General features: G+C 54.9%; 19 protein-coding genes and 1 tRNA gene. 6 read left to right on the top strand and 14 right to left on the bottom strand.

Annotated features, from left to right (window positions below; translation table 11 throughout):
- Positions 1–11 precede the first annotated feature (11 nt).
- From FRH_RS16055 to FRH_RS16035, 5 genes are all read right to left on the bottom strand, one after another.
- The gene (locus FRH_RS16055) at positions 12–365 is read right to left on the bottom strand and encodes a P-II family nitrogen regulator (RefSeq protein ID WP_044628015.1); all 354 of its coding nucleotides are present in this window, start codon (positions 363–365) and stop codon (positions 12–14) included.
- Complete coding sequence (gene umpB / locus FRH_RS16050; protein ID WP_281997249.1) at positions 355–1170, bottom strand: Na,Li,K/H(+) antiporter subunit UmpB; 816 nt, start codon at positions 1168–1170, stop codon at positions 355–357. The genes FRH_RS16055 and umpB overlap by 11 nt, the downstream gene beginning before the upstream one ends.
- Positions 1167–1934, bottom strand: coding sequence for a DUF1538 domain-containing protein (locus FRH_RS16045; protein WP_281997248.1), 768 nt, complete (start codon positions 1932–1934; stop codon positions 1167–1169). Before FRH_RS16045 ends, umpB begins: the two co-directional genes overlap by 4 nt.
- Before the next feature lie 224 nt (positions 1935–2158).
- On the bottom strand, positions 2159–3367 hold the full coding sequence (locus FRH_RS16040; protein WP_239295701.1) for an MFS transporter: 1209 nt from the start codon (positions 3365–3367) through the stop codon (positions 2159–2161).
- A gap of 62 nt (positions 3368–3429) precedes the next feature.
- Positions 3430–4824 (bottom strand): GntP family permease, encoded by a 1395-nt coding sequence (locus FRH_RS16035; protein ID WP_281997247.1) that lies wholly within the window; start codon positions 4822–4824, stop codon positions 3430–3432.
- A gap of 207 nt (positions 4825–5031) precedes the next feature.
- Between FRH_RS16035 and FRH_RS16030 the strand changes: the two genes are divergently transcribed.
- The gene (locus tag FRH_RS16030) at positions 5032–6375 is read left to right on the top strand and encodes a Na+/H+ antiporter NhaC family protein (protein WP_062374386.1); all 1344 of its coding nucleotides are present in this window, start codon (positions 5032–5034) and stop codon (positions 6373–6375) included.
- 89 nt (positions 6376–6464) lie between these two features.
- On the opposite strand, the gene FRH_RS16025 is transcribed toward FRH_RS16030, so the two are convergent.
- From FRH_RS16025 to FRH_RS16010, 4 genes are all read right to left on the bottom strand, one after another.
- Positions 6465–7199, bottom strand: a complete 735-nt coding sequence (locus tag FRH_RS16025) for an RNA methyltransferase (RefSeq protein ID WP_281997246.1) — start codon at positions 7197–7199, stop codon at positions 6465–6467.
- A 145-nt stretch (positions 7200–7344) separates the two neighbouring features.
- On the bottom strand, positions 7345–8988 hold the full coding sequence (gene groL / locus FRH_RS16020) for a chaperonin GroEL (protein WP_139527376.1): 1644 nt from the start codon (positions 8986–8988) through the stop codon (positions 7345–7347).
- Positions 8989–9044: 56 nt separating this feature from the next.
- Positions 9045–9338: a co-chaperone GroES gene (locus FRH_RS16015; RefSeq protein WP_139527377.1), complete on the bottom strand. Its 294-nt coding sequence runs from the start codon at positions 9336–9338 to the stop codon at positions 9045–9047.
- 229 nt (positions 9339–9567) lie between these two features.
- Positions 9568–10053, bottom strand: coding sequence for an FxsA family protein (locus FRH_RS16010; protein WP_281997245.1), 486 nt, complete (start codon positions 10051–10053; stop codon positions 9568–9570).
- Between the two features lie 194 nt (positions 10054–10247).
- Between FRH_RS16010 and FRH_RS16005 the strand changes: the two genes are divergently transcribed.
- Positions 10248–11009 carry an SDR family oxidoreductase gene (locus FRH_RS16005; RefSeq protein WP_281997244.1) on the top strand — a complete coding sequence of 254 codons (762 nt, stop codon included), beginning with the start codon at positions 10248–10250 and terminating at the stop codon, positions 11007–11009.
- Between the two features lie 27 nt (positions 11010–11036).
- Here the strand turns inward: FRH_RS16005 and FRH_RS16000 are convergent, their stop codons facing one another.
- The 3 genes from FRH_RS16000 to FRH_RS15990 form a co-directional block, all read right to left on the bottom strand.
- On the bottom strand, positions 11037–12029 hold the full coding sequence (locus FRH_RS16000; protein ID WP_139527380.1) for a hypothetical protein: 993 nt from the start codon (positions 12027–12029) through the stop codon (positions 11037–11039).
- A gap of 34 nt (positions 12030–12063) precedes the next feature.
- Positions 12064–12693: a hypothetical protein gene (locus FRH_RS15995; RefSeq protein ID WP_139527381.1), complete on the bottom strand. Its 630-nt coding sequence runs from the start codon at positions 12691–12693 to the stop codon at positions 12064–12066.
- Between the two features lie 164 nt (positions 12694–12857).
- Positions 12858–12942, bottom strand: a tRNA-Leu gene (locus tag FRH_RS15990).
- A 35-nt stretch (positions 12943–12977) separates the two neighbouring features.
- On the opposite strand from FRH_RS15990, the gene FRH_RS18580 reads away from it, so the two are divergent.
- Together FRH_RS18580 and FRH_RS15985 are read left to right on the top strand one after the other, a co-directional pair.
- Positions 12978–13733: a ComF family protein gene (locus FRH_RS18580; RefSeq protein ID WP_348773452.1), complete on the top strand. Its 756-nt coding sequence runs from the start codon at positions 12978–12980 to the stop codon at positions 13731–13733.
- Between the two features lie 31 nt (positions 13734–13764).
- Positions 13765–14739 (top strand): serine/threonine protein kinase, encoded by a 975-nt coding sequence (locus tag FRH_RS15985; RefSeq protein WP_281997243.1) that lies wholly within the window; start codon positions 13765–13767, stop codon positions 14737–14739.
- A gap of 78 nt (positions 14740–14817) precedes the next feature.
- Here FRH_RS15985 and FRH_RS15980 read toward each other — a convergent pair whose 3' ends face one another.
- A complete protein-coding gene (locus tag FRH_RS15980) occupies positions 14818–15411 on the bottom strand; it encodes a hypothetical protein (RefSeq protein WP_281997242.1) in 594 nt (197 codons plus the stop codon).
- Positions 15412–15761: 350 nt separating this feature from the next.
- Between FRH_RS15980 and folE the strand changes: the two genes are divergently transcribed.
- Both folE and FRH_RS15970 read left to right on the top strand, forming a co-directional pair.
- Positions 15762–16313 (top strand): GTP cyclohydrolase I FolE, encoded by a 552-nt coding sequence (folE, locus tag FRH_RS15975; RefSeq protein ID WP_139527385.1) that lies wholly within the window; start codon positions 15762–15764, stop codon positions 16311–16313.
- A gap of 110 nt (positions 16314–16423) precedes the next feature.
- On the top strand, positions 16424–17884 hold the full coding sequence (locus tag FRH_RS15970; protein WP_153843379.1) for an NAD-dependent succinate-semialdehyde dehydrogenase: 1461 nt from the start codon (positions 16424–16426) through the stop codon (positions 17882–17884).
- A 67-nt stretch (positions 17885–17951) separates the two neighbouring features.
- On the opposite strand, the gene purH is transcribed toward FRH_RS15970, so the two are convergent.
- Positions 17952–19532 (bottom strand): bifunctional phosphoribosylaminoimidazolecarboxamide formyltransferase/IMP cyclohydrolase, encoded by a 1581-nt coding sequence (gene purH / locus FRH_RS15965; RefSeq protein WP_281997241.1) that lies wholly within the window; start codon positions 19530–19532, stop codon positions 17952–17954.
- Positions 19533–19550 lie beyond the last annotated feature (18 nt).

Raw genomic sequence — 19550 nt, 5'->3', positions numbered from 1 at the left:
AAAGCCTCTCTCTAGCCTAGCGGTTGATCGAATGCATCTTCGAGGGATTTCACTTGGTGTGCGACGCCTACCGCATCCTCGACGTCTAGCTGAAAGGCGATGCCTGTTCCCGACGTGTCGTCAAATGCACCCACTTCCGCGATCGCTTCGAGAATTGAACGGCTAATATGCTCCTCCACTAAAAAGAGCAGCACGTCGCGTTGCGACGTAATGTCCATGCCAAAAATGCCTTTTGCTTTTTTTAAGCCTTCGCCACGCGCGTTATTGATGACAGTGGCGCCGGTGGCTCCAGCATCTCTAGCTGCCTGAAGTATCTGGTCGCTTAGCTCATCTTCTACAAGTGCGACAATGAGTTTAAAGCGCATGGGTATCTCCTTGATGAGGCTTTGTCACTGACGTGCCTGAGAGCGGCTGTATTTTCGATGGCCTATTGCTTCGCCATCGAGCAATTTGGGCGTATCCCATTACCGTGATAATAGGGAATAGGCAGGCAAGCGCGATCATTCCAAAGCCATCCATTAACGCGCTACGACCGGGTATCGAGGAGGCTAATCCAAGACCTAGCGCGGCGATGATCGGCACGGTAATGGTCGATGTCGTGACGCCCCCGGAATCGAATGCAAGAGGGATAATCGACTTTGGGGATCGTAGGGTTTGTACAATCACTAGGCAGTAGGCTCCTAGCACGAACCACTGCAAAGGTAGGCCCATGACGATGCGCCATGCGCCCAGGGTGATTCCAAAGGCCATGCCGAGGGCAACGGCGAGCCGCAGGGTAAAAGGGTTGATCGTACCGCCGGATATTTCGCCAGCTTTGATCGACACCGCGATCAGCGATGGCTCGGCAATCGTAGTGCTTGCGCCAATCGTAAACGCGAAAATATAGACCCAGTAGTAGTCGCTCCAATGCCGCTGAGCTCCCTCTGTCATGGCAGGTAGAAAATCGGGGTGCGTCAATTGGCTAGCCATCAACTCACCCATGGGAAACAGGGCTTGCTCTAGCCCTATCAAAAAGAAAGAGAGTCCTACCCATACCATGAAAAAACCAATAGCGACCTTAAGAAACCGTTTGACCGGCTTGCGGATCACCAAATATTGGAAGCCAAAAATAATCGCCACGATGGGAAGAATATCGCGTAGCGTCCCCCAAAAAACAGCCAGCATATTCATGATCTTCCCTCTGCAACGAGATCAAGGCCAACAATACCGAAAAGCAGTACGAAAATGATGGGCATAACGGAAGCAAATGCAATCAAACCAAAGCCGTCCAGCATAGGGTTGCGGCCTTTGATGGCCGTGGCCAAGCCAACACCGAGTGCCGTAACAAGAGGGACAGTAATGGTCGATGTCGTGACACCGCCCGAATCATAAGCAATGCCAACGAGCTCAGCAGGCGCTAACAGCGTCAAGAGCAGTACAAGAATATAACCACCAATGATCATCAAATGCAGCGGCCAGCCTTTGAAGATACGCAGTACGCCAACGACCACGGCGGTGCCTACGGAAAGCGCTACGATCATGCGGAGCGTGAACGCAAAGGACGTTTGTGCGAGACTGCTATTCTCGATCAGACCGCTTTCGGAGACGACAATCGCTGCGCGAGCCGCCACGGCAATCAGTGCTGGCTCTGCGACGGTGGATCCAAACCCCAGTGCAAAAGCAAATAGAAGGAGCCAAACGACAGAACCTTTATGAACGAAAGCACGTGCGAGGTTCTCTCCTAAAGGAAACAGTCCCAGCTCTAGCCCCTTGATGAAGAGCGTTAGCCCGATCACTACAAACAGTAGCCCTAGTGCTAAATCGAAAAGCGCCAATGTATCGGGCAGAGGTTGTTGGATGACGAGCGTTTGAAAGAAGCTCAGAACCAGTACAACGGGTAGCAAATCCCGAAGGCTGTTTTTGAGCTGCAGGGCGAGAGAGTGAATAAAGTTCATTAGCGCCCTTTTTCAATGGCTGATACGTCTATGCTCATCAGTGTAATGGTTACGCATGTCGTCTCTTTTGATCTAGGACACGTTGCGAGTGTTCTCTAGTCAACAAAGTTGGCTGCCTAACAGCAGCATCGAAGGGTCTAGTGCGTGCCAGCCCCACCATGCCAGCAATATCAAGCCACTCACTATCGGTAGAGCAATCAAACTCCACCATAGACTTGAACGCATCATGTCGTCACCTGTCCCGCAGAGGGGCGTGACAGCGGCTTCTCACTGATGAACCAGTGGAGCGCGGCGGCGACCACGGACAGCACGATGGCAATCTGCCACACCGTATCGTAGTGGCCGGTGAGGTCGTACAAAAATCCACCCAGCCACACGCCCATGAACGAGCCCAGCTGATGAAAGAGAAACACGATGCCGCCCAACATCGAGAGATGGCGAACGCCAAACACCGATGCGACGATACCGTTGGTGAGCGGAACGGTGGAGAGCCATAACAGCCCCATGGCGATCCCGAAGAGATAAGCGCTGGTCGTTGTCAGGGGTAGGGCGATAAAGGCTGTGATGATCACGCCCCGGATGAGGTAAAGCCAGCTCAATAGGCGCGGTTTCGACCAGATACCCCCCATCCAGCCAGCGGTGTAGGTGCCCACGATATTGAACAGACCCACCAGCGCGAGCACCGTGGTGCCGACTTGGACGGCCAAGCCGTTATCGAACAGGTAGCCTGGCAAGTGGACCGCAATGAACACCACTTGGAAGCCGCAGACGAAAAAGCCCAGGCAAAGTAGCCAAAATCCTTTTTGCCCCGCCGCTTCGTTAAGCGCATCGCGCAGGCTCAAGTCGCCCAGTGCCTTGGGGCTGGGCCGGTCTTTGAGCATCGCGCCCAGCGGTATCATGAGTGCGGCAATCGCCCCCATGGCCAGGAGCGCAGAGGACCAGCCTAGCCACTCGATCAATCCCAGCGTGCCGGGCAGCATGGCAAATTGACCAAACGAGCCCGCCGCACTGACGATCCCCATGGCCATGCTGCGCTTCTCAGCGGGAACGGCCCGGCCGACGGCGCCCAGAATCACCGAAAACGTCGTTCCCGATAGGCCGAAGCCAATCAGCAGACCCGCGCTGACGGTCATGCCGAGCGCGCTGGTCGAGAGGCTCATGAAGCAGAGCCCCAGTACGTAGAGGATGCCGCCCGCCACGATGATTTTGGCCGCGCCAAAACGGTCGGCCAGCGCCCCGGTAAACGGCTGGGACAGCCCCCAAATGAGGTTTTGGACGGCCAGTGCGAACGCAAAGACGCCGCGCCCCCAGCCGAAATCGCTGCTCATGGGCTCGAGAAACAGCCCGAACCCATGACGCAGCCCCATGGCCGTGGAAATAACCAAGCTGGCGAGCACGATCAACAGCAGCGTATGGTGTTTCTTGAGGGCCATGGCACGTCTCTTATGGTGGATTGGTTAACGCGTTAATCAACTATCGCATGGCATTGGCGACTTTAGAAGCTTCCAAATAGGGTGCCGAGCGTAATCACACTCATCAGCGCGGCGATGGGGAGCACGATGGTGACCATGGCGACATTGCCATACGACTGGCGGTGGGTCAGCCCGCAGATGGCCAGAAGTGTGATGACGGCGCCGGAATGGGGGAGCGTATCCATGCCGCCCGCGGCCAGCGTCGCCACGCGGTGCATGAGCTCTGGGTCGATGCCAGCCTGTTGCGCCATGGCCAGATACTCGCTACCCAAGGTTTGGAGTGCAATGGAGAGCCCGCCTGAGGAGGAGCCGGTGATGCCTGCCAGCACGCTCATCGCCATGGCTTCGGAGATGAGGGGGTTACCGGGGGAGACATTGAGCACCGCATCGCGAAGGATGGCAAAGCCTGCCAAGCTGGCGATGACCGCGCCGTAACCCACTTCAGAGGCCGTGTTGAAAATAGGTAGCAGTGAACCAAAGCAGCCTTGATTGATGGTGACTTTCAAGTCTTGCCAGTGGTGCCAGCGGGTGATGATCAGCCAAGCCGAGGCGCTCAGCAGGGCAATCAGAATGGCCCAAAGCCCGGTCTGTCGGCTGGGTGTGACGTTATCGAACGCGTCGCTGATGAAGCTCAGGTCCATGGCCGGGAATACCCCGTAAGTAAAGAGGGCATTGAGGCCAATCACCATAACCAGTGGAATCAACGCGATGGCCAGCGGCATGCCGGGTGCTGTGTCAGTGTCGCTGTGGGTATCGGTTTCACGTTCCGTGTGGGTACCGTAACCCTCCCCTTGAGCAGCGGCTTTCTTGACTCGGGACTGAAGGTAGAACGTTCCTAAACCTAGCATGATCAACCCAGCGACGATGCCAAGCCCCGGTGCCGCGAAACTGTTGGTACCAAAGTAAGGAATGGGAATGGCGTTTTGGATGGCCGGCGTGCCGGGGAGCGCCGTCATGGTAAAGGTGAAGGAGCCTAGAGCGATGGAGGCGGGGATAAGGCGCTTGGGCACATTGGCCTGGCGGAACAGTTCACGGCTGATCGGGTAAATGGCAAAGGCCACGACGAACAGCGAGACACCGCCATAGGTCAGAACGGCACAGGCCATGACCACCGTCAGTACCACGTGATGGGTACCCAACCGCTTTACGATGCCATTGGAGATCGACTGGGCGGCGCCTGAGTCTGCCATCAACTGGCCGAAGAGCGCGCCCAGCAAGAAGAGAGGGAAGAACTGCATGACATAGTTGCCCAGGGCGCCCATGAAGGTATCGGTGTAAATGGGCAGTAAAAAAGCACCGTCGCCTGATAGTAAAACCGCTAACGCGGCCATTAACGGCGCAAGGAGGAGGACAGAAATGCCGCGATAGGCAAGCAGCATCAATAGCGACAACGAAATAATAATGGCGAGCATGCCCATACAGGCTCCTAAGCATTTGTTAATTTAGTAAGCGGTGCGTTTAAACAAAGGCCGGGATACTAGGCATAATGTTGCATAGCAGCAATAGCGTTGTGACTAAAGTCGTAACCAAAAGAGAGCGTCACTTTCGCCTGATTAAGCGCGCCCCATCTGTTAAAATCCGCCACCTTTGGCGTTGATGACCTTCCAATAACCCTGGGTATTTCCATGAATGCAGTAATTCTTGCAGTGCTCGTCATGGTGGCACTGTCACTTCTTCGCGTGTCCGTCGTTTTCGCACTGGTGGTTGGTGCGTTGGTAGGGGGGCTGGTCGGAGGCCTTTCCCTAGACGATACGCTCAGCGCGTTCAACGAGGGCGTCGGTGGGGGCGCTCAGGTGGCGCTGGCGTACGCAACGTTAGGCGCTTTTGCCGTGGCCATCTCTCGTTCTGGGTTGCCGGACATGCTGGCGAACCGATTGATCACTCTGTTGGGTAAAGAAGCGACCGCCGCCCACCAAGCACGGGTGAAGATGCTGCTGCTGGTGGCCGTACTGCTGGTCGCGATCTCCTCACAAAATGCCATTCCGGTCCATATCGCGTTCATTCCCGTGCTGATTCCACCGCTGCTGGCGGTGATGAATCGTCTGCAACTCGACCGCCGCGCCGTGGCCTGCGCTTTGACCTTTGGTCTTACTGCGCCCTATATGCTGCTGCCGGTAGGATTCGGGGCGATCTTCTTGAACGATATTCTGTTAGCCAATCTCAACAGTGCCGGAGAGCCACTAGGGCTTGAGATCTCGCGTGGCATGGTGCCCATGGCCATGGCGCTTCCGGTGGGCGGCATGGCCATGGGCCTGTTGGTCGCCCTACTGTTTAGCTACCGCGGCCAGCGTAGCTACGCGAGTAAGGACGTGGCCGCGCCCAATGGCCAGACGCACACGCCTGTCGAACCGCACCTCTTAGGGTTAGTCATGTCAGGCGTGGCGATCGTGGCAGCGTTAGGCCTTCAGCTCTACACCGGCTCGATGATCGTTGGAGGCTTGGTGGGTATCGGCTTGCTGTCATTGGGTGGTATTTTCAAATGGCGCGAGGCTGATGATCTGTTCACCAGCGGTATGCGGATGATGGCTTTGATTGGCTTTATTATGATTTCGGCGGCAGGCTTTGCGGAAGTCATGAAAGCCACCGGCGATATCGACTCGCTGGTTGCGGGTGCCTTCGATCTGTTTGGCGATAATCGTGGCTTGGCCGCTTTGGTCATGCTGCTGGTCGGCCTGTTCATTACCCTGGGCATCGGCTCTTCGTTCTCAACCATTCCCATCATTGCGGCGATCTTCGTACCGCTGGCCGTGCAGTTTGGTTTCTCACCCATGGCGACTGTAGTGCTGGTGGGCACCGCTGCCGCCTTGGGCGATGCGGGGTCGCCAGCCTCGGATTCCACTTTGGGGCCCACCTCAGGATTGAACGTAGACGGTCAGCACGACCATATGTGGGACAGCGTGGTGCCCACGTTCCTGCACTATAATCTTCCGCTGATTGCGTTTGGCTGGCTGGCGGCCATGACGCTTTAAGCACACTCAATACTTACCAAAAGGGCAGCGCTAAGGCTGCCCTTTTTTGATGGAAGTGCTTGATGAAAGCGCGTTGAGTGGATAAGACGTTACTGTTTAGGCAAGTGCGCTTCAAAGGCACTTAGCAGACCACGGAGTAGGGACAGCTCTTTGCGGCTAGGCTGTGCACGGGCAAACAGCGCTTGAAGCTGCTCTTCGGTACGGGCGTGGGGCTGGGTTAAAAAACCGCTTTGCTGCATCAAGCGGCCAAGATGTTCCTGGAAATAGCCAAACTGTTCGCGGCTAGGCGGCGTGGCTTCCAGCGGGCGCTGATACTCAAAACCGCTGACGTCGCGCTTGCGCCAGGCGCGATGCACTTCGTAGGCAAGAATCTGGACCGCTTGCGATAGATTGAGAATGCCATACTCGGGATTGGCGGGAATGCTGACTTGGTGGCTGCAGCAGCGAATCTCATCGTTGGTCAACCCGGAGCGTTCGCGGCCAAACACCAGGGCCACCGGGGCATGATGGGCGTTGTCGATGACTTGCTGGGCCATCTCGTCAGGCTCGTCGAAATGGGGCAGCGGCATGCTGCGTAGCCGAGCGCTGGCGCCGATTACCTGCACGCAGTCGCGTACGGCCTCTTCTAGCGTGCTCACACAGCGAGCATTCTCCAGTACGTCCGTGGCACCGGCGGCTAGGCGAGTGGCTTCTTCATCGGGAAATGTACGGGGATTGACCAGCACAAGCTCTGTCAGTCCCATGGTTTTCATGGCGCGGGCTGTAGCGCCAATGTTGCCCGGGTGGAATGTTTGCACCAGCACGATACGAATATTGGAAAGCACGGGAAGTCGAACCTAAAAGCTGCCAAATAAAGTCGGTGATGGTAGCACGCTTTATGACGCCATGAAGGCGGCAGCAACGAAAGAACCCCGCCGAAGCGGGGTTCTTAATGACGTTAAACGTCAGAGCGTTAGGCTCATGGGTGCATTACATCATGCCGCCCATGCCACCCATTCCGCCCATGCCACCCATATCCGGGGCAGCTTCTTTCTCTTCCGGGTCGTCGGCGATCATGCACTCGGTGGTGATCATCAGGCCAGCAACGGAACCAGCAGACTGCAACGCAGTGCGGGTTACTTTTGCCGGGTCGAGAACACCCATTTCGAACAGGTCGCCGTACTCGCTGGTTTGCGCGTTGTAACCGAAGTTGCCTTCACCATCTTTCACGCGGTTGATGACCACAGCAGCTTCTTCGCCCGCGTTGGTGACGATCTGACGCAGCGGTGCCTGCATGGCACGAAGCGCCATGTTGATACCGTGGTTCTGGTCTTCGTTGTCACCGGTCAGGCCTTGTACTTTGGCCATCACGCGTACCAGGGCAGTACCGCCACCAGGTACGACGCCTTCTTCTACGGCAGCGCGAGTTGAGTGCAGAGCATCTTCAACACGGGCTTTCTTCTCTTTCATTTCAACTTCTGTTGCTGCACCGACGCGAATGACGGCAACGCCGCCTGCCAGCTTGGCAACGCGCTCTTGCAGCTTCTCTTTGTCGTAGTCAGAAGAGGTTTCTTCGATTTGCGCGCGGATTTGATTAACGCGCGCTTCGATGTCGTCTTCAGCACCTGCGCCATCGATGATGGTGGTGTTCTCTTTAGACATGGTCATGCGCTTGGCAGTACCCAGGTGATCCAGGTTTGCCTGCTCAAGGGTCAGACCTACTTCTTCGGAGATCACGGTGCCGTTGGTCAGGATAGCGATATCCTGCAGCATCGCTTTGCGACGGTCGCCGAAGCCAGGTGCTTTGGCAGCCGCAACTTTCACGATACCGCGCATGTTGTTCACGACCAGCGTCGCAAGCGCTTCGCCTTCGATATCTTCAGCGATGATGGCCAGCGGCTTGCCTTGCTTGGCAACGGCTTCCAGCACCGGCAGTAGTTCGCGAATGTTGGAGATCTTCTTGTCAACGAGCAGGATGTACGGATCTTCCAACTCGACGGTCATGGTGTCTTGGTTGGTGACGAAGTAGGGCGAGAGGTAGCCGCGGTCGAACTGCATGCCTTCAACCACTTCAAGCTCGTCTTCAAAGCCGCGACCTTCATCAACGGTGATGACGCCTTCTTTACCGACTTTTTCCATCGCTTCGGCGATGATTTCGCCAATGCGCTTGTCGCCGTTGGCAGAGATCGTGCCTACTTGCGCAATGGACTTGGTGTCGGTGCAGGGCACGGACATCGCCTGAATCTCTTTGACCGCTGCGGTCACGGCTTGGTCGATACCGCGTTTCAAATCCATCGGGTTCATGCCCGCGGTCACGCCTTTCAAGCCTTCCGCTACGATGGCCTGTGCCAGAACGGTGGCCGTGGTGGTACCGTCACCGGCGGCGTCGGAAGTCTTGGAAGCGACTTCTTTCACCATCTGGGCGCCCATGTTCTCGAACTTGTCTTTCAGTTCGATCTCTTTTGCGACAGAGACACCGTCTTTAGTGACGGTCGGCGCGCCGAAGGATTTGTCCAAAACCACGTTGCGGCCTTTCGGGCCCAGCGTGACTTTAACGGCGTTCGCCAGGACGTCGACACCACGTGCCATGCGTTTGCGAGCATCATCGGAGAACTTAACTTGCTTAGCTGCCATGTTCGTTACTTCCTAACAATTGAAATAAAAATGGGAAAGTAATTAGCCGAGTCGGATTAGCCTTCGACGACGGCCAGAATATCGGCTTCGCTCATGATCAGAACTTCTTCGCCGTTGATTTTTTGCTTCTCAACGCCAAAGCCGTCTTTAAAAATCACCGTATCGCCCACTTTTACATCCAGTGGACGTACGTCGCCGTTATCCAGAATACGGCCATTACCAACGGCCAGAACTTCACCACGCGTGGGTTTTTCCTGCGCATTACCCGGTAGCACGATGCCGCCAGCGGTTTTCTGCTCTTCTTCCACGCGACGGATGACGACGCGATCGTGCAAAGGACGGATATTCATGCTCACGTTCTCCTGAGGTTCGTCAAAGCCCAAAAGGGGCAGTTAGCTTAAAGGGATTTCCGCGGGCTCAGCCCTCGGAAAGCGAAGGCGTGCTGCCTTCATGTCAATGGCGAAAGCAAAGCCTTCGCCGAACCTGTGTGCTGACACAAAAGTGGGGGCTGCCCAACGCCTTTCAAGGGGTAGGTATGAAAAAAAATACCTCGCCACCTTTGGCAATCAGGTGAATGACTTAGCGACGGCGCGGCTCATCGTCACCGCTTATGAATTCACCTTCGATAGGGCCTTCTTCACGATGGGAGGAGGGCTGTTCGTTCGACCGCCCCCAGTCTTCTGCGCCACGCTGATACGTGTGCCGATGCGAAGCGCTTTTTAAACCAACCCAGGTCAGGGCTTTCATGAGTAGTTGGCGAGCGTTGGGAATCAAGCAGGCGATACCGAGCGCGTCGGATAGGAACCCTGGGGCAAGCAAAAGAGCGCCACCAAAGATGAGGGCGGCGCCAGTCAGTAGCTCCTGAGAGGGGATTTCACCCATTTGCATGCGCTGTCGGGCGCGGGCGAAGGTGGAGACACCTTCCTTGCGAATGAGGTGAAGTCCGATGAAGCCGGTGCTTAACACCAATATCAGTGTGGCCAATAAGCCTATCTGGCTGCCGAGTGAAAAAAGCAGCACAAAGTCCAGTAGCGTAAAGAGCGATATAAAGAGAAGAATAGGCATAGCCAGCTCCAAGACGGTCGTAATTAACGGATATGGTGACAGAAATATAAAAAACAAGCAGTCCCATGAGTGTCCCAACGCCCTGGTGGGCTCGATATTTTTCGTGGGCTATTCTATGCTGCAATGCAAAAAGAAAGGCGACGCGTGCTGGATGGGTTGTCAATGCGGCAGACAAACCTGCTAAGGAGAGAGAGATGCAAGTGGACAAGAAAGTGATTGCAATAACGGGGGGCGCTCGAGGCCTTGGGTTTGCTATTGCGCAACGGTTAGGTAGACAAGGAGCCCACCTTGCGCTGTTGGATATGAGTGCTGAGGCCCTGGATGGGGCGGTGTCTGCTTTAAGTGCAGAGGGGGTGACCGCTCAGGCTTTCGTAGTCAACGTTGCAGATGAGGCATCCGTCGAGCGTGCGTTTGCCGATATCGCCGATCGAATGGGCCCGGTCAGTGGCTGTGTGAACAATGCTGGGATTACTGATGATGGCCTATTGATCAAAGCTAGAGATGGCGTCGTTGAAAAACGCATGTCACTCTCCGCGTGGCAGCGCGTACTGGACGTTAATTTGACGGGGGTATTCTTATGCGGTCGTGAGGCGGCGGCCCAGATGGTCGAGGCGGGACATGACGGCGTTATCGTCAATATTTCCAGCATTTCTCGCGCGGGCAATATGGGGCAAAGCAATTACGCTGCCGCCAAAGCGGGAGTGCATGCCCTAACCGTTACGTGGGGAAAAGAGTTGGCACGCTACGGGGTGCGCACCGGTACCGTCGCGCCTGGCTTTATCGAAACCGAGATGACGGCCTCGATGCGTCCCGATATGTTAGAAAGAATCGAATCTAACGTTCCGTTAAAGCATTTAGGCGAGCCGGATCATATTGCTCAAAGTGTCGCGTTCATTTTTGATAATGATTATTTCACCGCACGCATTATCGAATGTGATGGGGGTTTGCGGCTTTAAAACCGCTTACCGATGACGACGCTGCGGTTAGAATTGAAAGTAGTCTCGCTGAATATCACGCTGAAAGTACATTTCTAAACGCAGTGTCATTGCCCAGCGGGGGTCGTAACTATCCTCGCGCTGAAAATGCAGCTCTGGTATGACATCGCCAAACAGAATGCCTTTGTGAAGATCGCGACGGTAGCGGGTTTGTAGGTAATAGTTGGTCATGCGTGGATTGGAAGCGCTTTCACCAATCGCAATGGCTGAATGACGTAGTGCACTGCGGTCGTTCAGACGCTGATTGAGCTGAGCGACTTCGCTAAACTCCAGCTTGTCTTCTTCCTCTCGCCATTGGACGGTAGTGATAAAGCGCAAATGTCTATTTTCGGAGAGTGGGCGACCTATGTCCCACGTCGTGCGTGCCGAATAGCCTTCATTATTGAACCAGGATAGACGGTTGAAGGACTCCAGCTGCCAGGGGCCGTCGCCAATGTCCCACAGCCGCTCGCTAGTGAAACGAACATACGGGTCGAGTGGCATACGTAGGCGAATACCTGCGCCTATCCGATTGCTCCAATTTTCTCGTTTATCACGGCTTTCTAACCAATCGAGGCCAAATGTAGACGTGCTGCGGTCTCTCTGATCATTGTAGAGGCGACCCGAACCTTGATCGGCTAGCGTACCCTGCGACTCTTCTGGATCGCTCTCGACCACGAGTCTCAAACGCTCCTCGGTGGTGGGCAGGTCGATGCGATAACGAACGCTAATGTCACCGTTGGTGCCGTCACCTTCCATCCAGTCGATTTCTTGGCCTAAACGTAAGTAGGACTTGTTTTGGACAGTGGCCGAGTGTTCACCGCCAAAAAAAGCATCAATATTACGAGACGTATTGTCGACCCAATTGCCGATGCGGGCGCGGAAAGGTTCTACCCGTTCTTCGGCCCAGTCAGGTAAGTCGCTGTCTTCCTCATCCGCATGCACACCGAACGAGAGGGTACTCAGCGCGCCTAACCAAACGAGCGCAATGATAGGTTTCATAGGAACGTCCCCGCCTTTTAATTAGGTGCGCACATCATTGTGCTTTATGCATCTCGATGGCTTTTGCCCACTCCAGTACTCGCTTACGATCGCGCCGACTGTTCATGCGCTCGGTATCTACTTTAAGTGGCGTGAGTTGATGGAGCGGATCTGCGTTTAAATCCAAAGCAAAGCGCCTCGAGGCACCGACCGGCATATCTTCGGAGCCATAAATTGCGATGACTCGTATCTCGAGCTCTGGTGTTTGCTCTTGCAAGGTGCCTTGGTCTAGCTTCCAGTGCTGAACCAACTGATCCACGATCGAGCCAAACGACTGTATGTGCAAATAATCTCCCGATGCCAAAGGCCCCTGATGGGTGCGGTAGCACTCTTCGTTGTCATCCCCGCTTTGCTGCTGATACTCGACGACATCCAATTCATACACTCCTTCGCGAGTGTGCAGGACGGCGACCAAGTGTTGAATATAGATAGCCTCACTGCTCATATTGCTGATCAAGCACAGGGCTTTGGTGCCGATACCTTTACCCCGATTGACGATGATGCGAGGTCGGCGTTGTCGCACGTAGCCGTTATAGAGCAATTGCGCGTAAAACACCCATACGAACAGTGTACAAATACTGGCCACTGCAGAAATTGCCTGAGCATTGTCGTTCAGCCATTGCATAAGTTGAGATCCTTCTCAAAATTGACGGCGTAGATAGACCGATAACGTAGCCTAAAAAAAGGGCGAAGTCAGCTAGTTAGGTTGATACGATGAAGGGGAGTTGGAAACAAAAAAATTCGGCTAGCTATGCGCTACCGAATCCTTTGAGGTTTTACATTTTAAATTGGTGCGGATGGGGAGACTCGAACTCCCACACCTTACGGCACTAGAACCTAAATCTAGCGTGTCTACCAATTCCACCACATCCGCAGAAGACGAGGCGTATATTATCAACTTCAGCGTTAATGTCAATCACGATGCGCTGCTATTTTGACTGTCAGACATGGGATGTACATACAATGATGAAATGGACCATGGTCATGAATCAGTGGCTTAAGCGAGGTTTGCCAGGTTACTGCGCCTTTTGTTTGTGCTCTCGAGCAACTGAAAGCGGATGGTGTGAGGAGTGCTATGCGCAACTGCCTTGGAATCGAGTGAGCTGCGAGCAGTGTGCCGAACCGCTTTTGGGCGCCGGTGAGAGTCGCTGCGGCCACTGTTTGGTAGAGCCGCCGAGCTTTACGATCACCACTGCAGCACTTTGCTATCAAGAGGTTGTGTCGCAACTAGTGCATGATTTCAAATTTCAGGCGTCGCCTCGTGCCGGTCAGTTGCTAGTGAATTTGATGCTTTCACAACCACCGCCCGCGTTGGGTAACGCTTTGCTTCCCGTCCCCATGTTTCCAGCGCGGGCTAAAGAGCGTGGCTTTAATCAAGCACATTGGCTGGCCAAACGGCTCGGCAAGAACACGGGTATGCCAGTCCTTCGAGCGCGTTGTATCAAACAGGTGCCTTCACAACGCTCTTTGAATCGTAAAGAGCGGCGCCGAAACGTAAGCGACGCCTTTAGGATGGAGGGGGGCATACCTGAACATGTCACCATCGTCGATGATGTAGTCACCACAGGGGCAACCGGCCATGCCTTGGCCGCCGCTGCGCTGGCACAGGGTGCGAAGCGCGTGGACGTGTGGGCAGCTGCTCGCACACCCTTTCAGAAGAGTTGATAAACTAGTCAGCTCTTTTAAGGAGTCATTTATGTCGCATCCGTTTAGTGCGCTGTCACCTGACCTCGTCATGTCGGCAATAGAGTCAATCGGTATCTGGCCTTCAGGGGAACCCTTTGCTTTGAATAGCTATGAAAACCGTGTGCTGATGTTCCGTGATGACACGGGTGCCCGTTGGGTCGTGAAATTTTACCGGCCGGGACGTTGGTCCAACGAAGCGATCGAAGAAGAGCACGCGTTCTTAACCGAATTGACCCAGGCAGGCGTGCCTGTCGTCGCACCTTGGCGAGATGCGCATTACAAATCTTTGCATACGTTTGGGCCATTTCGTTTTGCGCTGTTTTCTCAATGCTCTGGTCAAGCGCCGGAGTTGGATAACCCGGACCACTTGTTTGCCTTAGGGGAGGTGTTAGGACGGCTTCACGAAGTGGCAGCGCAAGCCCCTTTTCAGCACCGTGACACGCTGCGGCTAGCGGAAGGTGTCAGTGATGCCGAGCGGCGTGTTCTGGCAAGCCCGTGGCTGAATGACCATCAGGCGCGCGCTTATCAACGGGTAGTGAATAAGATACGTCAACATTTAGAGAGCGTAGCGTTGAGCGCTGAGTGTATGATTCGGGCTCACGGTGACTGCCACTTAGGTAACGTATTAGGTCGTGATGGAGACTTCCATCTGGTCGATTTCGACGACTGCTTGATGGCGCCTGCCATTCAGGACGTTTGGATGCTGTTACCCATGGAAGAGCCTCAGCAGTGGCGCACGCAGCTTAGTGAAATCGTCGAGGGGTACGAAGAAACCAGGCCATTTCCGCATGAGCAAATGTCACTCATCGAGCCTTTAAGAGCGTATCGTCTCACACGACACGCGGCTTGGTTGGTTAGTCGCTGGGAAGACCCGGCTTTTCCTCGCGCATTTCCCTGGTTGGCGGAAGCGGGTTACTGGGATCAACACATACGACAGCTCGAGCAGCAGTTGCTTCAGTTAGAAACGCCATTGTGGCTGGCCTAGCATCGAACAACGATGAGGAAAGGACACAGCGACCTTTCGTATTCAACGACGAAAGGCCGCGGTATGAAAAAGTAGGCGTTAATTAGGCTGTTCAGTCGGCGCTGGGTTTTCGATACTTTGGTCAGGATCAGGGCGTTCGCCAGGAATTGGGTTGGCCACGCCTTCACCATTGGCTTGACGCCGAGTCGCGTTTATCTCGGCAGAGGGGTTATCTTGCGCGGCGATCTGAATGCTTTCATCCAACGTAAGAACGAACGATTGTCCAGGTGCAAGCGTGCAGTCACTGTTACCGCAGGGGATACCATATTGGCCATCTTCTGCGTAAGCGCTCGCAGAGAATGAGCCGGAGTAAATGGCGCTTTCTGCATCATGGGTTTCAATGCAGGTGGCATCCTGCGTGGTAATACGTATGCGATCACCGTTTAGCTGTGCGTTCGCCACCAGCAAGCAATATTCAGGAAGCGCGTCTGTGGTCCCGTTAGCGGTCGTTGGATGAAGAAGAATGTCGCTATAACGTGACTGGGTATTATCGAACGCCAGAGCCTCGACGACTTCAACGCCCACCTTTGCGCCGCTTGGCAAGGTCAGCATCGACTCTTCTGCATAAGTGGAGGATACCCATAACGTACCCAGCAGGGCGGCTAGCCAAAAGGGCGATGATTTAAATGACATGGCTTACTCTCAACAGTGATACCTGCATTGTCAGCAGGAAAATGATGCCCATAGCATAGCACAGCTCTTATAGTGCCGAAGGGGGGTGCGTGTCACTCTGCCACAGCCTGCTTAGGTGCGTTAAAATAGATTAATAGGCCGTTCTTGTTGTACATAAATTTTTTAAGGTATATTTTTTGTACAGGATGGTTGTCCAAGATAGGCGTTCAGCTAGCACGCTAGGTAAGGCAGCTAAACGGATAACACTGCAAGCTAAAAATAGTTTGCCGAAAATGAGGCTCGCTGGCGCGATGACATTGCTGCAAAGCGATTGAGTGATAGCGAACAAGCACAGTTTAATGAGGCCTACCATGACCGACGACATCGCCCAACATTACCGTCACATCATTACCGCTTTGGGTGAAAACCCGGATCGCGAGGGCCTAAGAGATACGCCCAAGCGAGCCGCTAAGGCCATGCAGTTTTTGAACGCTGGTTATCACCAGTCGCTCGAAGAGATCGTCAATGGCGCCGTGTTCGAATCACAAACCGACGAAATGGTGTTGGTCAAGGATATCGAGCTCTACTCGATGTGCGAGCACCATTTGCTGCCATTTATTGGCAAGTGTCACATAGCTTACTTGCCCAGTGGCAAGGTGTTGGGTTTGTCCAAGTTCGCGCGCATCGTCGACATGTATGCGCGACGTATGCAGATTCAGGAAAACCTGACCAGAGAAATTGCAGAAGCGGTGCAGCAAGTCACCCAGGCGCGAGGAGTGGCGGTCGTCATCGAAGCTCGACACCTTTGCATGATGATGCGTGGGGTCGAAAAGCAGAACTCGAGCATGACCTCTTCCGTCATGCTGGGAGGGTTCCGCAGTAACCAAGCCACTCGCCAGGAATTTTTGACATTGATTAGTTAGGCCGAGTGGCGCTGACCTTTTGTATCAAAGGTTTGGTGAAACGCGTCGTTTCGTCTTAGCATGAACGGGTCAATGAGCCGATTAGGCCGTCATTTGGTCAGGAGTCTGTCATGGAAGCGCTGAGAGAAACGCAGCTATATTGCCCATTTGCCTATATCGATGGCAGTTGGGTAGCCGCTGACAGCGGTGAGCAAATCAACGTCACGAATCCCGCTACTGGCGAGCCAGTAGGGGATATCCCTCGACTGGGTAGAGCGGAAACCGAGCGTGCCATCGAGGCAGCCGATGCAGCACTGCCGGCATGGCGGGCGCTAACTGCTCAAGAGCGGGCGGACTTGTTGCTCAAATGGCATGATTTGATGCTCGAACATAAGCAGGATCTCGCGCTTCTCATGACGCATGAGCAAGGTAAGCCGGTCAAAGAAGCTGAAGGTGAAATCGTTTATGCTGCGAGCTTTCTACGTTGGTTTGCTGAAGAGGCTCGTCGCGTTTACGGTGAAACGATTCCTGCAGCCAATGCCAATCAGCGCATCGTCGTTACCAAGCAGCCCGTGGGTGTAGTGGGGGCGATCACTCCTTGGAACTTCCCAGCAGCGATGATTACACGCAAAGCCGGTGCCGCTCTGGCTGCTGGTTGCACGATCGTTGTCAAGCCTGCAAGCCAAACCCCGTTTTCGGCGACGGCATTGGCTCTGCTAGCCGAACGTGCAGGCATCCCTCGTGGTGTGTTCAACGTGGTGCCTGGCAGCGCGTCAGATATTGCCAAAGCGCTGACTGAGTCTCCCAAGGTTCGCAAAATCACCTTTACAGGATCGACGGAGGTGGGGCGCAAGCTAATGGCTCAAGCAGCGGAACACATCCAAAAGATTTCGCTTGAGCTGGGTGGCAATGCGCCGTTCATTGTGTTCGAAGATGCGGATTTAGACGCCGCGGTAGAAGGCGCCATGGCGGCAAAGTTTCGTAATGCGGGTCAGACATGCGTATGTACGAACCGATTTTTGGTTCAATCCAGTGTCATCAATGCGTTTTGCGAAAAACTGGCCGTTGCGATGAACAGTGAACTCAAAGTGGGGGATGGTACTAAGCCAGGCGTAAACATCGGGCCGTTAATCGATGAGAGCGCCGTGAAAAAGGTGAGCGAACACGTCCAGGATGCCGTCGATCACGGTGCCGAACTTCTGCTAGGTGGCCATCCGCACCCCTTAGGGGGCAATTACTTTACGCCTACGCTCATCAGTTTTGCCACCGATGCCATGAAAGTGGCGCATGAAGAGACGTTTGGTCCGCTTGCTGCCGTGTTTCCTTTCGATGATGAGGAAACCGCTATCGAGATGGCCAACGATACTCAGTACGGCTTGGCGTCTTACTTCTATTCCCGGGATTTGGCTCGCGTATGGCGTGTAGCAGAGGCGTTAGAATATGGCATGGTAGGCATTAATACCGGCCTTATCTCCAATGCGGCGGCACCGTTTGGTGGCGTCAAGGCGTCAGGTCTCGGCAGAGAAGGGGGACATCAGGGCTTGGAAGAGTACCTGGAAACGAAGTATCTCTGCATCGATCTTGGTAAGTAGTTCATCATAGACCTGAAAGCCCTCACTAGTGAGGGCTTTTTTAATGCAGGTGAGATGACCTGACCGTTTAGTGGCGGAAGTGACGCATGCCGGTGAAGACCATGGCAATGCCTGCTTCGTTAGCCGCATCGATCACTTCTTGGTCGCGCATGGAGCCGCCAGGCTGAATGACGGCAGTGATGCCAGCGGAAGCGGCGGCGTCGATGCCGTCCCTGAAGGGGAAGAAGGCATCGGAGGCCATCACTGAGCCTGGTACGGAAAGCCCTTCATCGGCGGCTTTGATACCTGCGATCTTAGCGGAGTACACGCGGCTCATCTGTCCTGCGCCGACACCAATGGTTTGGCCCGCTTTTGCATAAACGATGGCGTTGGATTTCACGAACTTGGCAACGCGCCATGCAAAGGTGAGATCGCGCATCTCTTCGCTGGTCGGGGCGCGCTCGCTGACCACGGTGAGCGCCTCTTCAGTGACCATCCCTTGATCACGATCTTGTACCAATAGGCCGCCATTCACACGTTTAAAGTCGAATGCAGGCTGCGCAGTACCCGGCCAATGGTCGCCGACATCCAGCAAGCGGACGTTCTGTTTCTCCGCCACGATGCGGGCCGCTTCATCATGGACGCCAGGCGCAATGATGACTTCCACGAACTGGCGGTCAACGATGGCTCGCGCGGTGTCCGCATCAAGCGGCACATTAAAGGCAATGATGCCGCCAAAGGCGCTGGTGGGGTCGGTGGCAAAGGCCTTGTCGTAAGCTTCCAATGCGGTCGCGCCTACGGCGACCCCGCACGGGTTGGCGTGCTTAACGATGACACAGGCGGTCTCGTCAAAGGCTTTCACGCACTCGAATGCTGCGTCGGTATCGGCCACGTTGTTGAAAGAGAGCGGCTTGCCTTGCAGCGTTTTGGCGGTGGCTACACTAGGCTCGCTGGCGGCGGGGTCGACATAGAACGCAGCATTTTGATGCGGGTTTTCGCCGTATCGCATGTCTTGCTTTTTGTGAAGCTGCAGGTTGAAGGTGCGAGCAAAGGTGGTGCCGTCGCTGGCGACCTGGCGGCCCAGGTAGTCGGCGATGGCGCCGTCATAACCGGCGGTATGTTCGAACGCTTTAACGGCCAGGTCAAAACGCGTGGAAGCGCTGACTTGGCCCGCATTTTCGTCGAGCTCGCCAAGCACACGAGTGTAATCGTCGGCATTCACCACGATGGTGGTATAGGCATGGTTTTTGGCACAGGCGCGCACCATGGTGGGGCCGCCGATGTCGATGTTCTCGATGGCATCTTCGAGCGTGCAATCTGGTTTAGCGACCGTTGCTGCAAACGGGTACAGGTTGACGACCACCATATCGATAGGGGTGATGTCATTGTCAGCCATGACGGCATCGTCCTGGCCGCGGCGCGCCAAAATGCCGCCATGGATTTTCGGATGCAGCGTTTTGACCCGACCGTCCATGATTTCTGGAAAGCCGGTGTGTTCCGATACTTCTTTTACCGTCATTCCGTTTTCTTTCAACAAACGGTAAGTGCCGCCGGTGGAGAGCAGCTCGACGCCGTGTGCGGCAAGGCCTTGGGCAAACTCCACGATGCCGGTTTTATCGGATACGCTCAGCAGGGCGCGGCGGACGGGGGTAGGGGTGCTATCAGCCATAAGGATGCTCGTCATCTA

Origin of the sequence: Halomonas sp. A020 (assembly GCF_027943625.1) — a bacterium.
In the GTDB taxonomy this organism is placed as follows: Bacteria; Pseudomonadota; Gammaproteobacteria; order Pseudomonadales; family Halomonadaceae; genus Vreelandella; species Vreelandella piezotolerans.
Note: the sequence above shows the minus strand (reverse complement) of the source record. Positions and strands in the feature narration are given on the sequence as shown.